Source organism: Thermoactinomyces intermedius (assembly GCF_013912365.1).
In the GTDB taxonomy this organism is placed as follows: domain Bacteria; phylum Bacillota; class Bacilli; order Thermoactinomycetales; family Thermoactinomycetaceae; genus Thermoactinomyces; species Thermoactinomyces intermedius.
This window is the reverse complement of the sequence record NZ_JACETT010000063.1, coordinates 40,584-58,196: the sequence shown is the minus strand read 5'-3', so window position 1 is coordinate 58,196 and position 17,613 is coordinate 40,584. Positions and strand designations below refer to the sequence as shown.

Below are 17,613 nucleotides of genomic sequence, written 5' to 3'. Positions count from 1 at the left end.
CCTCTTCTAGAGGATTGAAACTTTTGTTTTATTTTTTGTTTCTTTGATACCATTTGTCAAAATGGTTACACCTCTTCTAGAGGATTGAAACCTCGAGCTACCAGCATTGGCATGATCCAATCTCTTAAAGTCAAAATGGTTACACCTCTTCTAGAGGATTGAAACAATTTCCCGAGCTTAAATAAGCTCACTTAGAATCAGTCAAAATGGTTACACCTCTTCTAGAGGATTGAAACAAAAAAGCCCTCTCCGGATATGGAGAGGGCTTTTAATTATTGCCCAGGCATATGGAGATAATGGAACGGATCGGCCAATAATTTATCAAATTGACGGCTGACTGAATGATATCCGATCGCATATGCACCGAGCCTCGGAGCCCAGGCAGCATAACACCGGCAAGCATTGATGACACGTTGCTTGATGGTGTTATCCGTGGGAGTATCTTTCCAACCGCCGCCAGGAATCGCTGCGCCACGGGATTCATAGTCATCCCTTGTGGCCATACTGATGATAAAGCGGACATAATATTGAATTGCCCCTTCATCATAGAGATCCTGCAAAGCTTGTCCACATGCTGCATGGTCCTGGATGGATATCGTGATAACTCAAGGTATAGTGGTCCGCATCCGGATAAAGGTCAATATACTTTTGAATTATGTTTTTCGCTTCATTCACCGTTACACTTTCCCCGCCGTCGCTGTTCGGATCATCAAGATATTCAATATGCTGATTTTCAGCTGGTACCCCAAGCTGCCGGAGAGCATTATAAAACTCCTCCATCCGGGCTTCCGCAAATTGCTCAACTGTCAACGGTTTATACCCCTCAAACTCCGGAATGTGTTTAATTTCCCGGCGTTGTGATGGATATCATACGGAGATGTTTATGAACGCCGTTCAGGAATGGGCGGATCATCCGGAGGAATGGCTTTGATCTTTTCCAAAAAAGCCGGCTGTACTTTTCACAGCCGGTTTTTTTCTCCTGAATCCCGGGCACACAGAAGAGTTTTACAGAGGGGGATTTTCCACGCCCAAACGGATCCAATCTTCTTTGGGCGGACCATAAACGCCAAAAGGTTTTAATCCGGCTTGCCGGATCAGAACCGTCAATTGGCCGCGATGATGGATTGTGTGTTTGATCAGTCCCATTAAAATTTGGGCATTGGTCTCTTCTCTTCCGAAAGCGGTTTGCACTTCTTTTAATGTCTCGTCATTCCACTGCTGCGAAATGGCTTTGGCGGCATTGGCGCTTACGTTTTTAAAGGTTTCGGCGATTTCTTTGGCCGATGGCGGAACTTGATCGGCATTTTCCACCGGATCGATTTTCAAGCCGAATTCAGCCAAATATTCCGGGATGCAGGTGGTTAAATGCCACGCGATTCTCCCCAGTGTGCGGCCTCCGGGATAAACTTGTTGTTTTAAGGAAGCATCGGTCAGCCCGTCCAATACGTTTTGTGTCAAAAAGGCTTCCCGGTTCCACTCTTTGATGAAGTCTGACACGGTTACGTACATTTCCTCATTCCTCCATTGTTGATTGACTGCTGTTATTATTTATCCGCCAACCATGATATATTATGATGGTGACAACCCTTGTCACCGTTTCAAAGAATTTGGAGGTTTCCATGTCCAAGGCGAGACGATTGAATGAAATGATCATGCTGGTAAACCGGAAAAAAAGATTTACCGTCCGGGAATTGGCTCAGGAATTCGGGGTTTCCAAACGGACCATTTTGCGGGATTTGCAAGAGTTGAGCGCGATGGGAGTGCCGTTGTATTCTGAAACCGGGCCGAACGGAGGGTATCGGGTTTTAAAGGAAAGAGTGCTCCCTCCCATTGCATTTACCGGGGAAGAAGTGATTGCGGTCTTTTTTGCCATTTACGCATTGAGGCATTATCTCTCTCTTCCTTTTGATGTGGAGTATGAATCCGTCATCAAGAAATTTTATTTAAATCTCTCCGGAGACCTGCGGGACACCATTGACAAGATGAAAGACCGGATGGACTTTGTCACCGTCCATCAACAAGAACAGATCCCTTTTTTGAAACCATTGCTGAAAGCGGCGGTCCGGCAGGAAGTGTTAAACATCCGGTATCAAACGGGTGAAAAAACCAGTTGCCGGAAGATTCAACCGGTCGGGGTTTATGCCAGAGACGGAAAATGGTATTGTCCGGCTTATTGTTTTTTGCGAAAAGAATACCGGGTTTTCCGGTGTGACCGGATCCTGTCGGCGGAAGTTGACGAAAACACGAAGCCGGTCGATTTATCGGAGGTCGGTTTGAAAAATCGTTTTTCGCTGATGAACCGGAATCGGGAAATGATGGAAATGGTTGTGGAGCTCACCCGAAACGGGACAGAAAAATTTCAACCGGTTCCGTGGCCCGGTCTGTCGCTGGAAAAACGGGAAGACGGTTCGGGTTTGATTACGGGGAGAATTGCCAAAGACGATCTTCCTTTTTTCGCAGACTATTTTCTGGCATACGGCGAGCATGCTTTGGTCAAGAAGCCGCTTGCATTAAAAAAGCTTCTGAAAGAAAGATTGGCAAAAGCTCTTGAACAATACCGCACGGTTTAGTTTCTTGCAGGCGGTGAACGGCCAACGGGATGGATGCGGCACAGGTTGTTTGTGTGGCAAGCAGAGGTTGCATTCTCTTACATTGACTCCTTAAAATAAGCGGATGTATAATAAAATTCAATGTGATTCTTATCGGATGGAGGGTACACAGGTGTTAACGACAATTAAAGAAATAGCCAGCCATGTGGGAAAAGAAGTTAAACTGGGCGGATGGCTTTACAATAAACGTTCGAGCGGAAAAATCCAATTTTTGCAGCTTCGGGACGGAACCGGCTTCATTCAGGGGGTGCTGGTTAAAAGTCAAGTGGCTCCGGAAGTTTGGGACGCCGCCAAACAATTGACACAAGAAAGCTCATTGTACATATGGGGAACCGTGCGGGAAGATGAACGGGCACCCGGCGGTTTTGAGTTGGATGTGACCAACCTCGAAGTGATTCAGGTGGCGGAAGAATACCCGATTGCGAAAAAGGAACACGGGGTGGACTTTTTGTTGGACCACCGCCATTTATGGATCCGTTCCCCCCGGCAACGTGCCATTTTGACCATTCGGGCTGAAATTATCAAAGCCTTGCAACAATACTTGAATGACGAAGGCTTCACATTGGTGGATCCGCCGGTTTTGACGCCGTCTTCTTGTGAAGGGACCACCAACCTGTTTCACACCAAGTATTTCGATGAGGACGCCTATTTGACGCAAAGCGGCCAGTTGTACATGGAAGCCGCCGCGATGACGTTGCGAAAAGTTTATTCATTCGGTCCGACGTTCCGTGCGGAAAAATCCAAAACCAGACGTCATCTGATTGAATTTTGGATGATCGAGCCGGAAATGGCTTTTGTGGAACATGAAGAAAGCCTGAAAATCCAAGAGAATATGGTGGCCCATGTTGTCCGGCATGTATTGGACAACTGCGAAGCGGAATTAAAAACATTGGGACGGGATATCAGCCGCCTGGAAAAAGTGACTGCTCCGTTCCCGCGCATCACTTATGATGAAGCCGTGGAACTTCTTCACAAAGAAGGATTTTCCGATTTTGAGTGGGGGGAAGACTTCGGGGCGCCCCATGAAACGAAAATTGCCGAAAGCTTTGAGAAACCGGTCTTTATCACCCACTATCCGACAGAGATCAAGGCTTTCTATATGAAGCCGGATCCGAACCGACCGGAAGTGGTTTTGTGTGCGGATTTGATCGCTCCCGAAGGCTACGGGGAAATCATTGGCGGAAGCCAGCGGATTGATGATCCGGAACTGATGCGTCAACGATATGAAGAACATAACTTGCCGAAAGAAGCTTATCAGTGGTATATGGATTTGAGAAAATACGGAAGCGTCCCCCATTCCGGATTCGGATTGGGATTGGAAAGGACGGTGGCCTGGATTTGCGGATTGGATCACGTCCGGGAAACCATCCCGTTCCCGCGGATGCTCAATCGGTTATATCCATAATAGAAAAGGATAAAGCATCGGTTTTTTTGCCGGTGCTTTTATCCATTTTTCAAGTCTGTCTCGGAAAACCGGATCATGGTATAGTGGAGGATAAGAGAGGTGTGAAAGAGCATGGACCGGAAGGAAACGGTGCAAGCGGCAATGGTTCATCTCCTGAAACAAGGATTCGTGTCTTTGCCCGTTCTTTTGTTTACGGAGTATAAACGGCTCGGACTGACGGAAACCGAAGCCATGTTGCTGATTCATCTTTATATTTATCAGGAAAAAGAAAACAAGACGTTCCCGACTGTGGCGGAATTGGAAGAGCGCATGAGCCTCAGCCAACATCAAATCGTGGACTTGATTCAGCGTTTGTTGCACGGCGGATTTATCCGGATTGAAGAAGGTCACGAACACGGGATCCGGAGTGAAAGTTACGAGTTGACCCCGCTGTTTCAGCAATTGGTCTCATCGTATCTGGATCATAAACAGAAAAAAACCGAATCGGACAGCGAAAGTTATCAACAAATATTCCGCATGTTTGAACTGGAATTCGGCCGGGCCCTGTCCCCGATGGAATGCCAGATGTTGTCCCAATGGATTGATGAAGACGGCTATTCAGAGGAGATCATCGAAGCCGCTCTCCGCGAAGCCGTGTTTTGCGGGAAAGTGAATTTTCGTTATATTGACCGGATTTTGCTGGAATGGCATAAAAACAATGTGCGCACGGCGGAAGAGGCGGCCGAGTATTCGCGCAAATTCAGGCAAAAAGGAAGTTTATATCAGGCCAATGTGAAGGAAAAGCCGGTTCTGAGTGAAAATGGGTTTTCTTTTTACAACTGGGTGAATCAAGAGTAGCGGAAGAACGTTCTTCCGTTCTTTTTTTACCTGCATGCGAAATGGAATTTTATATGTAATTAATTTATATTGAAATAATATTTCATATTGGATATAATGAAAGCGCATTCAAGATTGGGGGGTATTACATGGAAGAAGAGCTGAGTCGTCTGACGACCGAGTCCCGAAATGAACGAAGCAAACAGATTGACAAGATGGATACAATAGAGATTTTAAGACAGATCAATGCGGAAGATCAAAAAGTGGCTCAAGCCGTCAAGGAGGTGCTTCCGGATATTGAGGTGGCGGTGGAGTATGTTTGCGATTCTTTTTCCCGCGGAGGGCGGCTGATTTACATGGGAGCCGGAACCAGCGGACGGCTGGGGGTTCTCGATGCCGTTGAGTGCCCGCCCACCTTCAGCACGCCTCCGGAACAGGTTGTCGGTTTGATGGCGGGGGGCGAAAAAGCGTTTGTGAAAGCCGTTGAAGGGGCGGAAGATAACGAAAAACTGGGGGAAGAAGATTTAAAGACGATTGGCTTGACGGAAAAGGACACAGTCATCGGCATCGCCGCCAGCGGAAGAACCCCGTATGTGATCGGAGCACTCCGGTATGCGCGAAGCATCGGAGCCCACACGGTGGCCCTTTCCAGCAATCGCGATGCACGCATCAGCCAGGTGGCCGGTCATGCCATTGAAGTTATTGTGGGACCCGAAGTGTTGACGGGTTCGACCCGGATGAAAGCAGGAACCGCCCACAAAATGATTTTAAACATGATTTCCACCACTGCGATGATTCGCATGGGGAAAGTGTATGAAAATTTGATGGTGGATGTCAAAATCAGCAATTACAAATTGCAGAAACGGGCCATCAACATCATCCGCACCATTACCGGCTTGTCCGGACGGGAAGCGGAAGACTTGCTCCGGCGTGCCCGGAATGAAGTGAAAACGGCCATTGTGATGCATTTGTCTGAAACCGGCTATGAAGAAGCCAAAGGATTGCTCGAAAAGTCCAACGGGCACGTCCGCGAAGCCATTACGCTCGGGATCCGGTCCCGTTAACGGGAGGGAAGGAAGTTGTCTGCAGGAGGACTTCATCGTTTGCGCTTGATGTTGGATCAATTGTCGGCGGCCGAGCGGAAAATCGCCGAATATATTTTGGCTCATCCACAGGAAGCGGTTCACGAGACTGCGGCCGGGTTGGGGAAACGGACGGGCACCAGCGGGGCAACGGTGGTCCGTTTATGCAAGTCCCTGCAATTAAACGGGTTTCAAGATTTAAAAATGCGAATCGCCGGTGATCTGGCCAAGCCGGAGGAAAGCGGCTACCGGGATATCCGGCCCGAAGAGCCGGCCGGGTTGATATTGCAAAAAATGACCATCAACAGTGTGCAAAGCTTGCGCGACACGGCCGAGGTTCTGGACTTGAAAGAGTTGGAAAGGGCGGTGGATGCTTTATTAAAAGCCAACCAAGTCCACTTTTTCGGAGTGGGGGCTTCCCACATCATCGCTTTGGATGCCAGACAAAAGTGGCTGCGAATCAACAAAGGGGTGACTGCTTTTTCTGACTTGCACCTGGTTGCCACCCAAATTGCCAACGCCAAACCCGGGGATGTGGTGTTTGCCATTTCATATTCGGGGGAGACCCCGGAAGTTGTGAGGATTTTGCGCTTGGCCAAAGAGTATGGACTCAAAACCATCAGCCTGACCAAATATGGTTCGTCCACGGTGGCTGATCTATCGGAAATCCGCTTGCATATCGCTTCTTCCGGGGAAGCCGTTTTTCGCAGCGGGGCGACTTCTTCCCGGATTGCGCAGCTTCATGTGATTGATACCTTGTTTTTGGCGATGGCCGGAAAAGAGTATGACCAAACCGTCCGCTTGTTGGATAAAACCCGGAAAGCCACCCGGCGGCTGAAAGAAATTTAACCGGCAGGAAGGAGAATTGGGATGGGAAAAGACAACAGCGTGCTGGCGCAAAAGATTTTGCAGCATTTGGGGGGAGCCTCCAATATCGCTTCTTACACCCACTGCATGACGCGGCTTCGCGTCAAACCCAAAAATGAAAGCCTTGTCAATAAAGAGGCATTGAAGGAAATCGAAGGCGTCATCGGTGTGGTGGAGGAAGAAACGCTGCAAATTATTTTGGGGCCCGGAAAAGTGGCAAAGGTATACGAGGAATTCAAAATATTAATGAAAAATGCGGGCGAGTGGGATTTAAACGAACAAGCAAAGCAAAAGAGGGAAGAAATCAAGGAGAAAAACAAAACCCCGTTTAAACTGTTTTTAAGAAGAATCGCCAACATTTTCATCCCCTTGATTCCGGCTCTGGTGGCTTCGGGGCTCATCACGGGGATTACGAAAAGTGTGATGCAGGCCGGTTGGATTGCGGAAACTTCCATGATCGCAACCGTCTTGACCGTGATGGGATCCGGATTGTTTTCATTCCTCGGGATTTTGGTCGGTTTAAATGCGGCCAAAGAGTTCGGAGGTTCCCCGGCTTTGGGAGCGTTGGCCGGCATTTTGGTGATCAACCCCGAAATTGCGAACATCACCTTGTTCGGGGAAGAATTGGTGCCGGGACGCGGCGGTCTGATCGGTGTCATGTTTGCCGCCATTTTTATTGCTTTTTTGGAACAACGGATTCGCCGCATCGTCCCGCAAGCGCTGGATATCATTGTTACGCCGACAATGGCCTTGCTGATTACCGGAATCATCACCTATGTGGTCTTTATGCCGATTGGCGGTTTGATTTCCGACGGGATTACCAAAGGATTGATGGCTATCCTGGATACCGGCGGAGTGATTGCCGGATTTGTGCTGGGAGCCACCTTCCTCCCGCTGGTGGTGACCGGTTTGCACCAAGGTTTGACCCCGGTTCATCTGGAATTGATCCAATCCATCGGCAATGACCCGTTGCTCCCCATTCTGGCCATGGGAGGCGCGGGGCAAGTCGGGGCGGCCTTTGCCATCTATGTGAAAACAAAGAAGAAACGGTTGAAAAGGGCAATTGGCGGGGCGCTTCCGGCCGGTTTGCTCGGCATCGGGGAACCGCTGATTTTCGGGGTGACCTTGCCTTTGGGAAGGCCTTTTTTGACGGCGTGTCTGGGAGCAGGCGTGGGCGGGGCTTTTCAAGCTGTGTTTAAAGTGGCCACCATTGCCATCGGGGTTTCCGGTCTTCCTCTCACCTTTTTGGTGCTGCCCGGCCAAATCCTGTTGTATTTAAGCGGATTGGTCTTGTCTTATGCGGCAGGGTTTTTGTTTACCTATTGGTTTGGTTTTCGCGATGAAATGGCCGGCGGATTTGAATGATCGCGCTAAAAATACAGCCCGCTCCGGGCTGTATTTTTTCTTCTGTATAGATTGCATCTTCCTTTCGGATACTAAACAGGACAATCAAGAATTTGCGGAGGAAGATTTCCAATGAGCTGGTATTTGGTTGTGCTCAAAACCGCTTTTACGGTTGTGATCCTTTTGGTTCTCACAAGATTGATCGGAAAAAAGCAAGTTTCCCAACTTTCCCTGTTTGAATACATCACGGGAATCACTTTGGGAAGTATTGCGGCATATATCCCTTTGGAATCGGAACCGACTTCATGGTATTTGGGGGCGCTATCCCTTCTGGTGTGGGTGATCATGGCATTTGTCATCGAATATCTGGAGATCAAAAGCAAAAAAATGAGAAAGTGGATTATCGGGACAGAAACGGTGTTGATCAAGCAGGGAAAGGTGCTGGAAGAAAATTTAAAGAAAGAGCGGATGACTGCGATCGAATTGATGAGCAAATTGCGGGCGAAAAATATTTTCAACTTGTCGGAAGTAGAGTTTGCCATCATGGAGCCGGACGGATCGGTCAATGTGATGCTGAAAAAAGAACATCAGCCGCTAACGGCCAGCATGCTTCATCTCCCTGTGAACCGTGAACGGGAGCCTGAAATGGTCATCATTGACGGACAGATCGAAAAGGAAGTATTGTCGCGCATTGGGAAAAACGAAAAATGGTTGTTGAAAGAACTGGAAAAACAAGGGTTAAAACTGGAAGATGTGTTTTTGGCCCAGGTGGATTCGTCCGGGAATTTGTGGACGGACCTTTATCAGGACCGTTCTTCTTCCCGTTCACGGCCCCACTGGCGGGCAAACCTCATACAGGCATTGGAAACGTGTGAGGCCGAGTTGAAAAAGTCGGGGCAATTGGCCCAAGATCCGGATGAGAAACAAATGTACCTGAACACCGCCCGCGATCTGAAGGAGATCACCAAGGACATCCAGTCCCGTTTTTTATCACTGTCATGAGAATCATTGCATTTTCTGTTGGGTTTCTATTATTATTTTTACAGGCCTATTTATAAAAAAAGAGGTGCAAACCATTGGAACAATTTACATTTTATAACCCAACCCAAGTGTTTTTTGGCAAAGGCACTTTGGCAGCAATCAAAGAACAAATCCCCCGTTACGGCAAAAAAGTATTGCTGGTTTACGGAGGCGGAAGCATTAAAAGAAATGGGATCTATGATCAGATCATGAAATATTTGCAAGAAATCGGGGCAGAAGTTCTGGAATTGTCCGGGGTTGAACCCAATCCGCGCTTGTCCACGGTACATAAAGGCGTGGAAATATGCAAGAAAGAAAAGGTGGACTTTTTATTGGCGGCCGGCGGCGGCAGTGTGATTGACGCCACCAAAGCCATTTCTGCAGGAGCCAAATATGACGGGGATGTGTGGGACATCATTATTAAAAAAGCCGTTCCCAAAGATGCTTTGCCGTTTGGAACGGTTTTGACCTTGTCGGCAACCGGTTCGGAAATGAACAGCGGTTCGGTGATCACCAATTGGGAAACCAAAGAAAAAATCGGCTGGGGCCATCCGTTGGTCTTTCCGAAGTTTTCGATCCTCGATCCGGTTCACACCTTTACCGTTCCCAAAGATCAAACCGTTTACGGAATTGTGGACATGATGTCCCATGCGCTGGAACATTATTTCAGTCCAGCCCCCAATGTTCCTTACAACGAGCGAATGGTGGAAGGATTGCTGTCGACGGTTATCGAGACGGCACCCAAGCTGCTTGAGGACCTGGAAAATTATGAAGCCAGAGAAACGATCATGTTTTGTGGAATGATGGCTTTAAACGGAGTGATTAACCAGGGAATGCGAGGCGATTGGGGAACGCATGGAATCGAGCATGCCGTTTCCGCCGTTTATGATATCCCGCATGGCGGAGGTTTGGCGATTTTATTTCCCAACTGGATCCGGTACAATCTGGATGTGACCGAAGCCAAAATGAAGCAATTGGCGATTCGTGTGTTCGGTGTGGATCCGCAAGGAAAATCGGACCGTGAAATCGCGGAAGAAGGAATTGACCGCTTGCGGGAATTCTGGAGTTCCATCGGCGCTCCCAGCCGTTTGGCTGATTACGGAATCGATGATTCCAAACTGGAACTGATGGCAGAAAAGGCAGTGGCTCACGGTTCATTGGGACGGATGAAAAAATTAACCAAAGAAGATGTTTATGAGATTTATAAAATGTCCTTATAAAACAAAGGCCGGGAAAACCGGCCTTTGTCCAGCTGTGTTTTGTAAGCGTTTTAACGAAAATGGCATGATTCCATGTTTTTCCATAAAGTGGTTTGTTGACAGTGGGGAATAAAAGTTTTTATAATGCATTGTACTGTTAAATTATAGTCTGTAAATAATAAATATACTGAAAATGCACAGAAGAAAAAAAGTTCGCCTGTGCATTTCAAAATGCGGCAATGGTTGCAACAGAACAAAAAGGAGACATCTTCAATGCTTAAGAACACCAAATTACTCACAATCGGTTTGATGTTGTTTTCATTATTTTTTGGCGCCGGAAATTTAATTTTTCCGCCGCTGTTGGGGCAAGGGGCCGGAGACCAGTTCTTCACGGCGATGCTTGGTTTTGCGGTCACCGGAATCGGCCTTCCGTTGTTGGCTGTGATTGCAGTCGGTTTGTCTGACGGCGGTTTGCAAGAAATCGGAAGCCGCATCCATCCGGTATTTGGTCTGATTTTAAGTTTGATTGTTTATTTGTCCATTGGTCCTTTCTTTGGAATTCCCCGGACCGGAACGGTTTCTTTTGAAATGGGCTTGTCTTTCCTGCCGGATGCCATCCGGGAAGCGGTATGGGCTTTGCCTGTTTTCACAATTATTTATTTTCTGATTACATTGTTGATCAGTTTGAACCCTTCCAAAGTGATTGACCGTGTCGGAAAGATCCTGACCCCGGTCTTGTTGACGTTGATTGTCGTGCTCTTTCTCCGAAGCTTGTTTCATCCGGTCGGAGATTTGGGAACCCCGACGGATGCCTATGCGCAATTTCCATTTTTCCAGGGATTTCTTGACGGCTATTTGACGTTGGATGCGCTGAGTGCATTGGTGTTTGGGGGAATGGTGGTGGCAGCCATTCGCGATGACGGAATCCGTGACCGGAAAAAAGTGGCCGCCACAACACTGAAAGCCGGTTTGATAGCGGTTACTTGTCTGGCTTTTGTGTATTTTTCACTGGCTTATATGGGAGCTACCAGCCAGCAGTTGGGGATGATGGACAACGGCGGTGAAATTTTAACGGCGATTGCTTTTGAACTTTTTGGCTCATACGGTTCCGTTCTTTTGGGGATCGTTGTTTTGCTTGCTTGTTTGACGACTTCGGTCGGGCTTTCGACATCCTGTGCGCAATTTTTAAACCGGGTTTTCCCGAAACTTTCCTATAAAAAATGGTTGTTGATTGTAACCGTATTCAGTGCCTTTGTTGCCAATGTCGGATTAACCCAGCTGATTGCATTTTCCGTGCCGGTTCTCAGCATGATTTATCCGGCGGTGATTGTCTTGATCTTATTGTCTTTCCTGCACTCATCCTTTCATGGTTATCGTGCGGTGTATGCCGGAGGAATATCAGGCGCCTTTCTGATCAGTGTTTTGGATACGCTTACCGGTATCTTCGGGTTTGATTTTTCATGGCTTGAGGTATTGCCGCTTTATGACCAGGGAATCGGTTGGCTGGTGCCGGCAGTGATCGGAAGCTTGCTGGGATATGTCATTGGAAAAGCATTCGAAAAAAAAGCTGCCCTTACGTAAGGAAAGGGCGGCTTTTTTCCGTTACAGCCTTTTTAATTGCCTGACGAGCTTTTCGAAATGCAGGGAACGGGAGGCTTTGAAATAGATGACTGCATTTTTCGGGGTTCTTGCCAAGTGGTGCAATGCTTGCCGGAAATCATCACAAGCCAGAACCCTTTGGGGGCTCATTCCATTGGCGACAGCGGACCGTGCGATGATTTTTCCGCGTTTCCCCAAAGTGATGAGTTGGGTCAATCCCAAGCGGGCCGCATATTTCCCTGATTGCCGGTGAGCTTGATGTGAATATTCCCCGAGCTCCAGCATATCGCCCAAAACGGCAATCTTGGGGCGGGATCCGCTGACATTTTTCAGGACGTCCAATCCGGCTCTGAGAGCTGTTGGATTGGCGTTCCAAGCATCATTGATCAGGATGCGCCCGGATTTTGTACGGATGAATTCCAAGCGCATTTTCGGCGCTTTAAAGGTGGCGAGCCCTTTTTGAATTTCCGGAATCGTGGTTCCATAAGCCCAGGCAACCCCGATGGCGGTCAGGGCGTTATAAACATTGTGTGTGCCGAAGACAGGGATCCGGACGGGGAACGAACGTCCCTGAAGCACGGTGTCAAAGGCCATCCCGTTTCGGGTATAACGGATGTTTTTTCCCCGGATGTGGGCCGGATTGCGGATGCCGAAGGTAAGGATTTTTCCCTGGAAGCGGTTGGTTTTCAGTTTTCTTGACCGCGGGTCGTCCGCATTTAAGATCAAGGTTCCGTTTTTGCGGACACCATCCACCAGTTCCTGTTTGGCTTTTACGATGAGATGAAGTCCACCCAAGCTGCCCGCATGCGCTTCTCCGACATTGGTGACGGCACCGATCTCGGGCCGGACGATTTGGCATTGTTTGCGGATGTTATTGAGCGATTTCATTCCCATTTCCAAGAGGAGCAATTTTTCTTTGCCGGTCAACCGGGTCAGATACGTTGGCAAAAAAGAAAACGTGTTCAAGTTGCGATGGGTTTTCACCATCGGCGCACGATATTTCAAAATGGAAGCCACCATTTCGGTCGTGGTCGTTTTGCCCGCACTTCCCGTGATGCCGATCACTCTGGCCGGGCATTGTTTCCAGTTCCAAAGACCGGCTTTAAAAAAAGCCTGATAAGCATCTTGCACCCGGATGATCGAAGTGCCCGGCGGGATTCCCCGGGAAGAGAGGTGTGCGGGAAGCACGACGGCGAGCGGGCGGATCCGTTGAATGGCCGGCAGTTGCTTTTCGTGCCACCGGATTTTGCGGGTGTAAAAGTACACTTGGTGCGGTTTCAATTGTTTTGGATTTCCAAAATTGAGGGACTGGACGATTTTTGACGGGGAACCTGCAGTCAATCTTCCGCCCATGATTTGGGCCAGTTTGTTTAATTGGATTGCTTTCATGTATATATCCTCCCATGGCGAGACGATCTCATGGATCCATGTGTGACTATCCTATTCAGAAGGCAATAAACCGGCTTGGATGAAAGCCCATAAAAAGAAACCGGTCATTTTTGCCGCTTATTTTGAGGACAAAAAAAGCAGCGCCTTTTCATGGCACTGCTTTTTGAAACGGGTTATTCATGGGTTGAGACGACAGGCTTTTTGCTAAGCTTCACTCGGGTGTCACCCATGAACAGAATGGCTATGGCCGCCAGCACGATCGGGATCAAAGCCAGGGCAAAGATATGGGTGATCGATGAAGACATGGCGTCCACGATTTTATCCAGAATGAAATCGGGGATCGCGGCACGGGCACCGGGCTCAAAGAGTCCTTGCGGGTCGTTGAGGTCAAAAGATGGCCCGTGTCCTCTCTGCATCCCGCCAAAATCCAATTGATCCGTAAAAAAGCGGTTTTGCAGGGAGCCGAATAAGGTGATCCCGATGGTCATGCCGAGAGAGCGGAAGAAGGAGTTGGTTGAGTTTGCCGAACCGCGGTGTTTGGCATCCATGTTGTGCACGGATGCGATGGGCAGCAGTGAAAAAGAAAATCCGACTCCAAATCCGGCGATGACCATGTAGATGGTGACCAGCCACCGTGCCGTTTTGGGCGTCATGGTGCTGAGCAAGGTCATTCCGGCGGCATAAGCAATGATCGAGAGGATCATCAGATTACGATAACTGGTCTTGGTTTGGAAGATACCGCCGATCGCGCTTCCGACAACCGACCCGAGCATCATCGGGGTCAGGATCAGTCCCGCATTGGTGGCGGACCCGCCGTACACCGCTTGCACAAAGATCGGGATATATACGGTCAACACGACAAAAGTGGCGCCATATAAGAAAACGGCGATTTGGCTGGCGGCAAATAACCGGCGTTTAAACATCCAGAAGGAAATAATCGGTTCTTTTGCTTTGGTTTCAACGTACAAGAACACAAGAAAAAAGACCGCAAAGATGACAAATAAACTGATGATGGGAAGGGAGTTCCAAGCATACTCTTTACCTCCCAGTTCGAGGGCAAACATGAGGCTGACCACGGCAGTGACCAGGGTGACGGCTCCCCACCAGTCAATGGATTGTTTTTCATGGTTATCCGACTCTTTGTAAGCTGTGAGAATCAGAACAAGGGAAATGATTCCGATGGGTAAATTGACATAAAAAATCCAATGTCAGCTGATGTAATCGGTAATATAAGCACCGAGCAGGGGGCCGGCGACACTGGATGAACCAAAAACCGCCCCGAGCAATCCGGTCATTTTCCCTCTTTGTTCCGGCGGGAAGATGTCAAAAACAATGGTAAAGGCAATGGGCATCAAGGCGCCGCCGCCGATTCCCTGGATGGCCCGGTAAATGCTCAGCTGGACAATGGTTTGTGCGGTTCCGCAAAGTGCTGAACCGATCATGAAGACTGCCAGACCGAAGATAAAAAAACGTTTTCGCCCGTACATGTCCGACAGTTTTCCGAAGATGGGCATTCCGGCCATATATGTGACCATGTAAGCGGAGGTGACCCAAACGAATTGGTCCAATCCCCCCAATTCCCCGACGATCGTCCCCATGGCTGTCGCGACAATGGTATTGTCCATGGCCGACATGAAGATCGCCAGCAGTAAAGATGCGACGACAAGTTGAAAGTTGCTTTTTTTTGAGTTCATGATGTTCCTCCTTTGTTGTGGCACACAACAACATTATAATCCCAACCGGTTATTTAATATAAGTAATATTTAACATACGAAATAATGATGAAAATTTCTGTGAAAGACAAAGGGTTTTGCATCGGAAAGATTGATTTTGGTTAAAAATAAAAAGGTTACCAACTATTTTTAACAGATGGCAACCTTTTCACAATAATTCTGACAATTATAAATTATGTATTTACACAGCCGGGGGCTCGCCACAACAAAGTTTGTGGAATCGCATGATTTCACCTCGCTTGATCATTTTCTATTACTTTATTTGCGATGTGTGTTTAAAATCCTGCTAATCCGATAAATTTTTTAAACCGATTTCTCCGCGAATTCGCAAAATGGCTTCAGTCAGACCGTGATAGGATGCGGATTTTTCATTGAGCAATTCCGATAATCCGCACTTTTCAGCACATTTTTTGCAAACTTTGACCCCGTCTTCAAAAAGCCCCTCGGGATCTTCAACGATGCGTATATGTAAACGGTGTGTTTTTTTGTAACAAAGAGAGCAGTTGTCCATCACTTCGGTCAGATGAGGTTGAGGAGCATAATTTAATAATTTTTGCAAAATCTTTTCTTCTTTATCCGCAATGGATTGGATTTTTGCTTTCCATTGTGAATTCACGGTCCATCTCCCTTCTCGAATCAGAAATCTTCATTCAAAATTCTATCGCTTTCGTCACTATTATACAACCGATTTTAACCAAATTTTTTTAAAAAACCGGTTCTTTGCCCGGGATAATGTTTGAGGTTTTTAAATTTATTTTTGAGATGTTTTTTCTTTAATGTTTTTTGGCGAACTCCGTAGCCGGAAATCCGTTTCACCGGCGCGCCGGTGCATCGGGATGTTCATTCAAAGATGACAATGACATCATGTCGGAGAAAGTTTTTATAAAGGCGGAAGGATGCATGAGAAAAGAAATCAGAGGGATATTATAGACAGGGTGATTCAGATGAAAAAATTTTTAATTGTGATGTTTTCCGTACTGATTGCGTTGACGGGATGTGCCAAAAACCAAGGAAGTCCGGAGCATGATGCCACTCCCCGGCAAGTGGTGGACCGGAACGGTCAACCCGGGAATGAGCCCATTTCAAGCCGGGGAAGGGTCTTGCCGGATGAAAGAGGAGAAAATGAGCTGAATCTGAAAGGAAAAACCAAACGCATCGAAAGCATCGGCTTTTTGGAAGCCACTTCCCCGGATCAAGCGGTGGAGGATGCATTGGAAGCGGTCCGCGATTTAACATATGTTGCCTTTTTCAGTTACCAGGTCCGGCCGGATGGGAGTTTGATCCCCCTGAAGGATGAAAAACCGCTTCAGGCCATTCAAAACAAGGCCGTTCCGATGCTGGTGCTGACCAATTTTGCAGATGGAAATTTCCAACCCGATTTGGCTCATCAAATTTTTACAAACCGGCAATCCCTCAACCGGCTGATGAATCAAGTCGAACAAGTGATGAAGGAAAAAGGGTACAAGGCGATCAACATTGATTTTGAACACATCTACGAAAAAGATCGTGAGCTGTACCACGGGTTTTTGGAAACCTTTGTGCCCCGGATGAAAAAACACGGATATGTGGTGTCGACTGCCTTGGCTCCCAAAAGCAGCGACGAACAGGCCGGAGCTTGGCACGGGGCACATGATTATGCGTTTCATGGGAAGATTGCCGACTTTGTCATTTTAATGACGTATGAGTGGGGATGGACCGGCGGACCTCCGATGGCTGTGGCTCCACTTCCCCAAGTTCGGAAAGTGGTGGATTATGCCGTCCAAAAAATTCCCCCGGAAAAAATTGTGATGGGAGCGCCGCTCTACGGTTATGACTGGACGCTTCCCTATAAAAAAGGAGGCCCTCCGGCGAAACGGATTGCTCCGCATGAAGCCGAAACGTTTGCCAAAAAACGAGGGTTGAAGGTGGAGTATAACAACCGGGATGAAGCTCCTTACTTTTACTACCGGGATGAACAAGGGAAAAAGCATGTGATTTGGTATGAAAATGAACAAAGCATGCAGGCGAAGCATAATCTGATCAAAGAATACGGTCTCCGGGGTGTCAGTTATTGGGTTTTGGGTGAGGATTTCCCGGAGAACTGGAAGCTTCTGCGCCAAAATTTCAAGATCAACAAATATTGATGTGAAAGCAGCCTGGATGGGAAATCCGGGCTGCTTGTTGCTTCCCGGGAGTTTAAAAATTTGTCAAAGGGAAGGTTCCTTGAAAGGAATATGATTTGACAAAATGGAAGGAAAATGGAGCCACCGGTTGCATACGGTGGGGGGGTATCCTATAATAAAGATGTAAGAAGATGTAAAAAACTTTGTAACAGCAGGAGGAACAGATAAAATGAAGGAACAAATTCGGGTTGCCGGAATGTCCTGTGAGCATTGCGTCAAATCGGTCGAGGAAGCATTAAAACGAATCGGGGTTGCAGCCAAAGTTAATTTGTCCAAAGGAATGGTCGATGTGGATTTTGATGAACAGACGGCTGATTTGGACAAAATCAAGCAAACCATTGAAGATCAAGGGTTTGATGTCCTTTCATAAATTGCATCACAGCAGGAG

General features: G+C 47.7%; 16 protein-coding genes and 1 pseudogene. 11 read left to right on the top strand and 6 right to left on the bottom strand.

Annotated elements, in window-relative coordinates; all coding sequences use genetic code 11:
* Positions 1–272: 272 nt before the first annotated feature.
* The 3 genes from H1R82_RS13550 to H1R82_RS13540 all read right to left on the bottom strand — a co-directional run bounded on the left by H1R82_RS13550 (position 273) and on the right by H1R82_RS13540 (position 1,509).
* Positions 273–560 carry a hypothetical protein gene (locus H1R82_RS13550; protein ID WP_181732850.1) on the bottom strand — a complete coding sequence of 96 codons (288 nt, stop codon included), beginning with the start codon at positions 558–560 and terminating at the stop codon, positions 273–275.
* A complete protein-coding gene (locus H1R82_RS13545; RefSeq protein WP_181732851.1) occupies positions 544–810 on the bottom strand; it encodes a hypothetical protein in 267 nt (88 codons plus the stop codon). The genes H1R82_RS13550 and H1R82_RS13545 overlap by 17 nt, the downstream gene beginning before the upstream one ends.
* 195 nt (positions 811–1,005) lie before the next feature.
* Positions 1,006–1,509 (bottom strand): DinB family protein, encoded by a 504-nt coding sequence (locus tag H1R82_RS13540; protein ID WP_181732852.1) that lies wholly within the window; start codon positions 1,507–1,509, stop codon positions 1,006–1,008.
* A 110-nt stretch (positions 1,510–1,619) separates the two neighbouring features.
* On the opposite strand from H1R82_RS13540, the gene H1R82_RS13535 reads away from it, so the two are divergent.
* The 9 genes from H1R82_RS13535 to brnQ all read left to right on the top strand — a co-directional run bounded on the left by H1R82_RS13535 (position 1,620) and on the right by brnQ (position 11,923).
* Positions 1,620–2,570 carry a helix-turn-helix transcriptional regulator gene (locus tag H1R82_RS13535; protein ID WP_181732853.1) on the top strand — a complete coding sequence of 317 codons (951 nt, stop codon included), beginning with the start codon at positions 1,620–1,622 and terminating at the stop codon, positions 2,568–2,570.
* A gap of 136 nt (positions 2,571–2,706) precedes the next feature.
* Positions 2,707–4,014 carry an asparagine--tRNA ligase gene (gene asnS, locus H1R82_RS13530; protein WP_181732854.1) on the top strand — a complete coding sequence of 436 codons (1,308 nt, stop codon included), beginning with the start codon at positions 2,707–2,709 and terminating at the stop codon, positions 4,012–4,014.
* 111 nt (positions 4,015–4,125) lie between these two features.
* Positions 4,126–4,851, top strand: a complete 726-nt coding sequence (locus H1R82_RS13525; RefSeq protein ID WP_181732855.1) for a DnaD domain-containing protein — start codon at positions 4,126–4,128, stop codon at positions 4,849–4,851.
* Positions 4,852–4,979: 128 nt separating this feature from the next.
* Positions 4,980–5,894, top strand: a complete 915-nt coding sequence (gene murQ / locus H1R82_RS13520; protein ID WP_181732856.1) for an N-acetylmuramic acid 6-phosphate etherase — start codon at positions 4,980–4,982, stop codon at positions 5,892–5,894.
* A 15-nt stretch (positions 5,895–5,909) separates the two neighbouring features.
* Positions 5,910–6,761, top strand: coding sequence for a MurR/RpiR family transcriptional regulator (locus H1R82_RS13515; RefSeq protein WP_181732857.1), 852 nt, complete (start codon positions 5,910–5,912; stop codon positions 6,759–6,761).
* Positions 6,762–6,782: 21 nt separating this feature from the next.
* On the top strand, positions 6,783–8,144 hold the full coding sequence (locus H1R82_RS13510) for a PTS transporter subunit EIIC (protein WP_181732858.1): 1,362 nt from the start codon (positions 6,783–6,785) through the stop codon (positions 8,142–8,144).
* Positions 8,145–8,255: 111 nt separating this feature from the next.
* Positions 8,256–9,125 carry a DUF421 domain-containing protein gene (locus H1R82_RS13505; RefSeq protein WP_181732859.1) on the top strand — a complete coding sequence of 290 codons (870 nt, stop codon included), beginning with the start codon at positions 8,256–8,258 and terminating at the stop codon, positions 9,123–9,125.
* A 74-nt stretch (positions 9,126–9,199) separates the two neighbouring features.
* Entirely contained in the window at positions 9,200–10,363 is a 1,164-nt protein-coding gene (locus tag H1R82_RS13500) for an iron-containing alcohol dehydrogenase (protein ID WP_181732860.1), read from the top strand.
* 252 nt (positions 10,364–10,615) lie between these two features.
* The gene (brnQ, locus tag H1R82_RS13495; protein ID WP_181732861.1) at positions 10,616–11,923 is read left to right on the top strand and encodes a branched-chain amino acid transport system II carrier protein; all 1,308 of its coding nucleotides are present in this window, start codon (positions 10,616–10,618) and stop codon (positions 11,921–11,923) included.
* 21 nt (positions 11,924–11,944) lie between these two features.
* Here brnQ and H1R82_RS13490 read toward each other — a convergent pair whose 3' ends face one another.
* From H1R82_RS13490 to H1R82_RS13480, 3 genes and pseudogenes are all read right to left on the bottom strand, one after another.
* On the bottom strand, positions 11,945–13,330 hold the full coding sequence (locus H1R82_RS13490) for a UDP-N-acetylmuramoyl-tripeptide--D-alanyl-D-alanine ligase (protein WP_181732862.1): 1,386 nt from the start codon (positions 13,328–13,330) through the stop codon (positions 11,945–11,947).
* Positions 13,331–13,503: 173 nt separating this feature from the next.
* Positions 13,504–15,024, bottom strand: a pseudogene (locus H1R82_RS13485) (MFS transporter).
* A gap of 325 nt (positions 15,025–15,349) precedes the next feature.
* A complete protein-coding gene (locus tag H1R82_RS13480) occupies positions 15,350–15,679 on the bottom strand; it encodes a hypothetical protein (protein ID WP_181732863.1) in 330 nt (109 codons plus the stop codon).
* Between the two features lie 328 nt (positions 15,680–16,007).
* On the opposite strand from H1R82_RS13480, the gene H1R82_RS13475 reads away from it, so the two are divergent.
* A complete protein-coding gene (locus tag H1R82_RS13475) occupies positions 16,008–17,186 on the top strand; it encodes a glycosyl hydrolase family 18 protein (RefSeq protein ID WP_181732864.1) in 1,179 nt (392 codons plus the stop codon).
* A gap of 208 nt (positions 17,187–17,394) precedes the next feature.
* A complete protein-coding gene (locus H1R82_RS13470; RefSeq protein WP_181732865.1) occupies positions 17,395–17,595 on the top strand; it encodes a copper ion binding protein in 201 nt (66 codons plus the stop codon).
* Positions 17,596–17,613 lie beyond the last annotated feature (18 nt).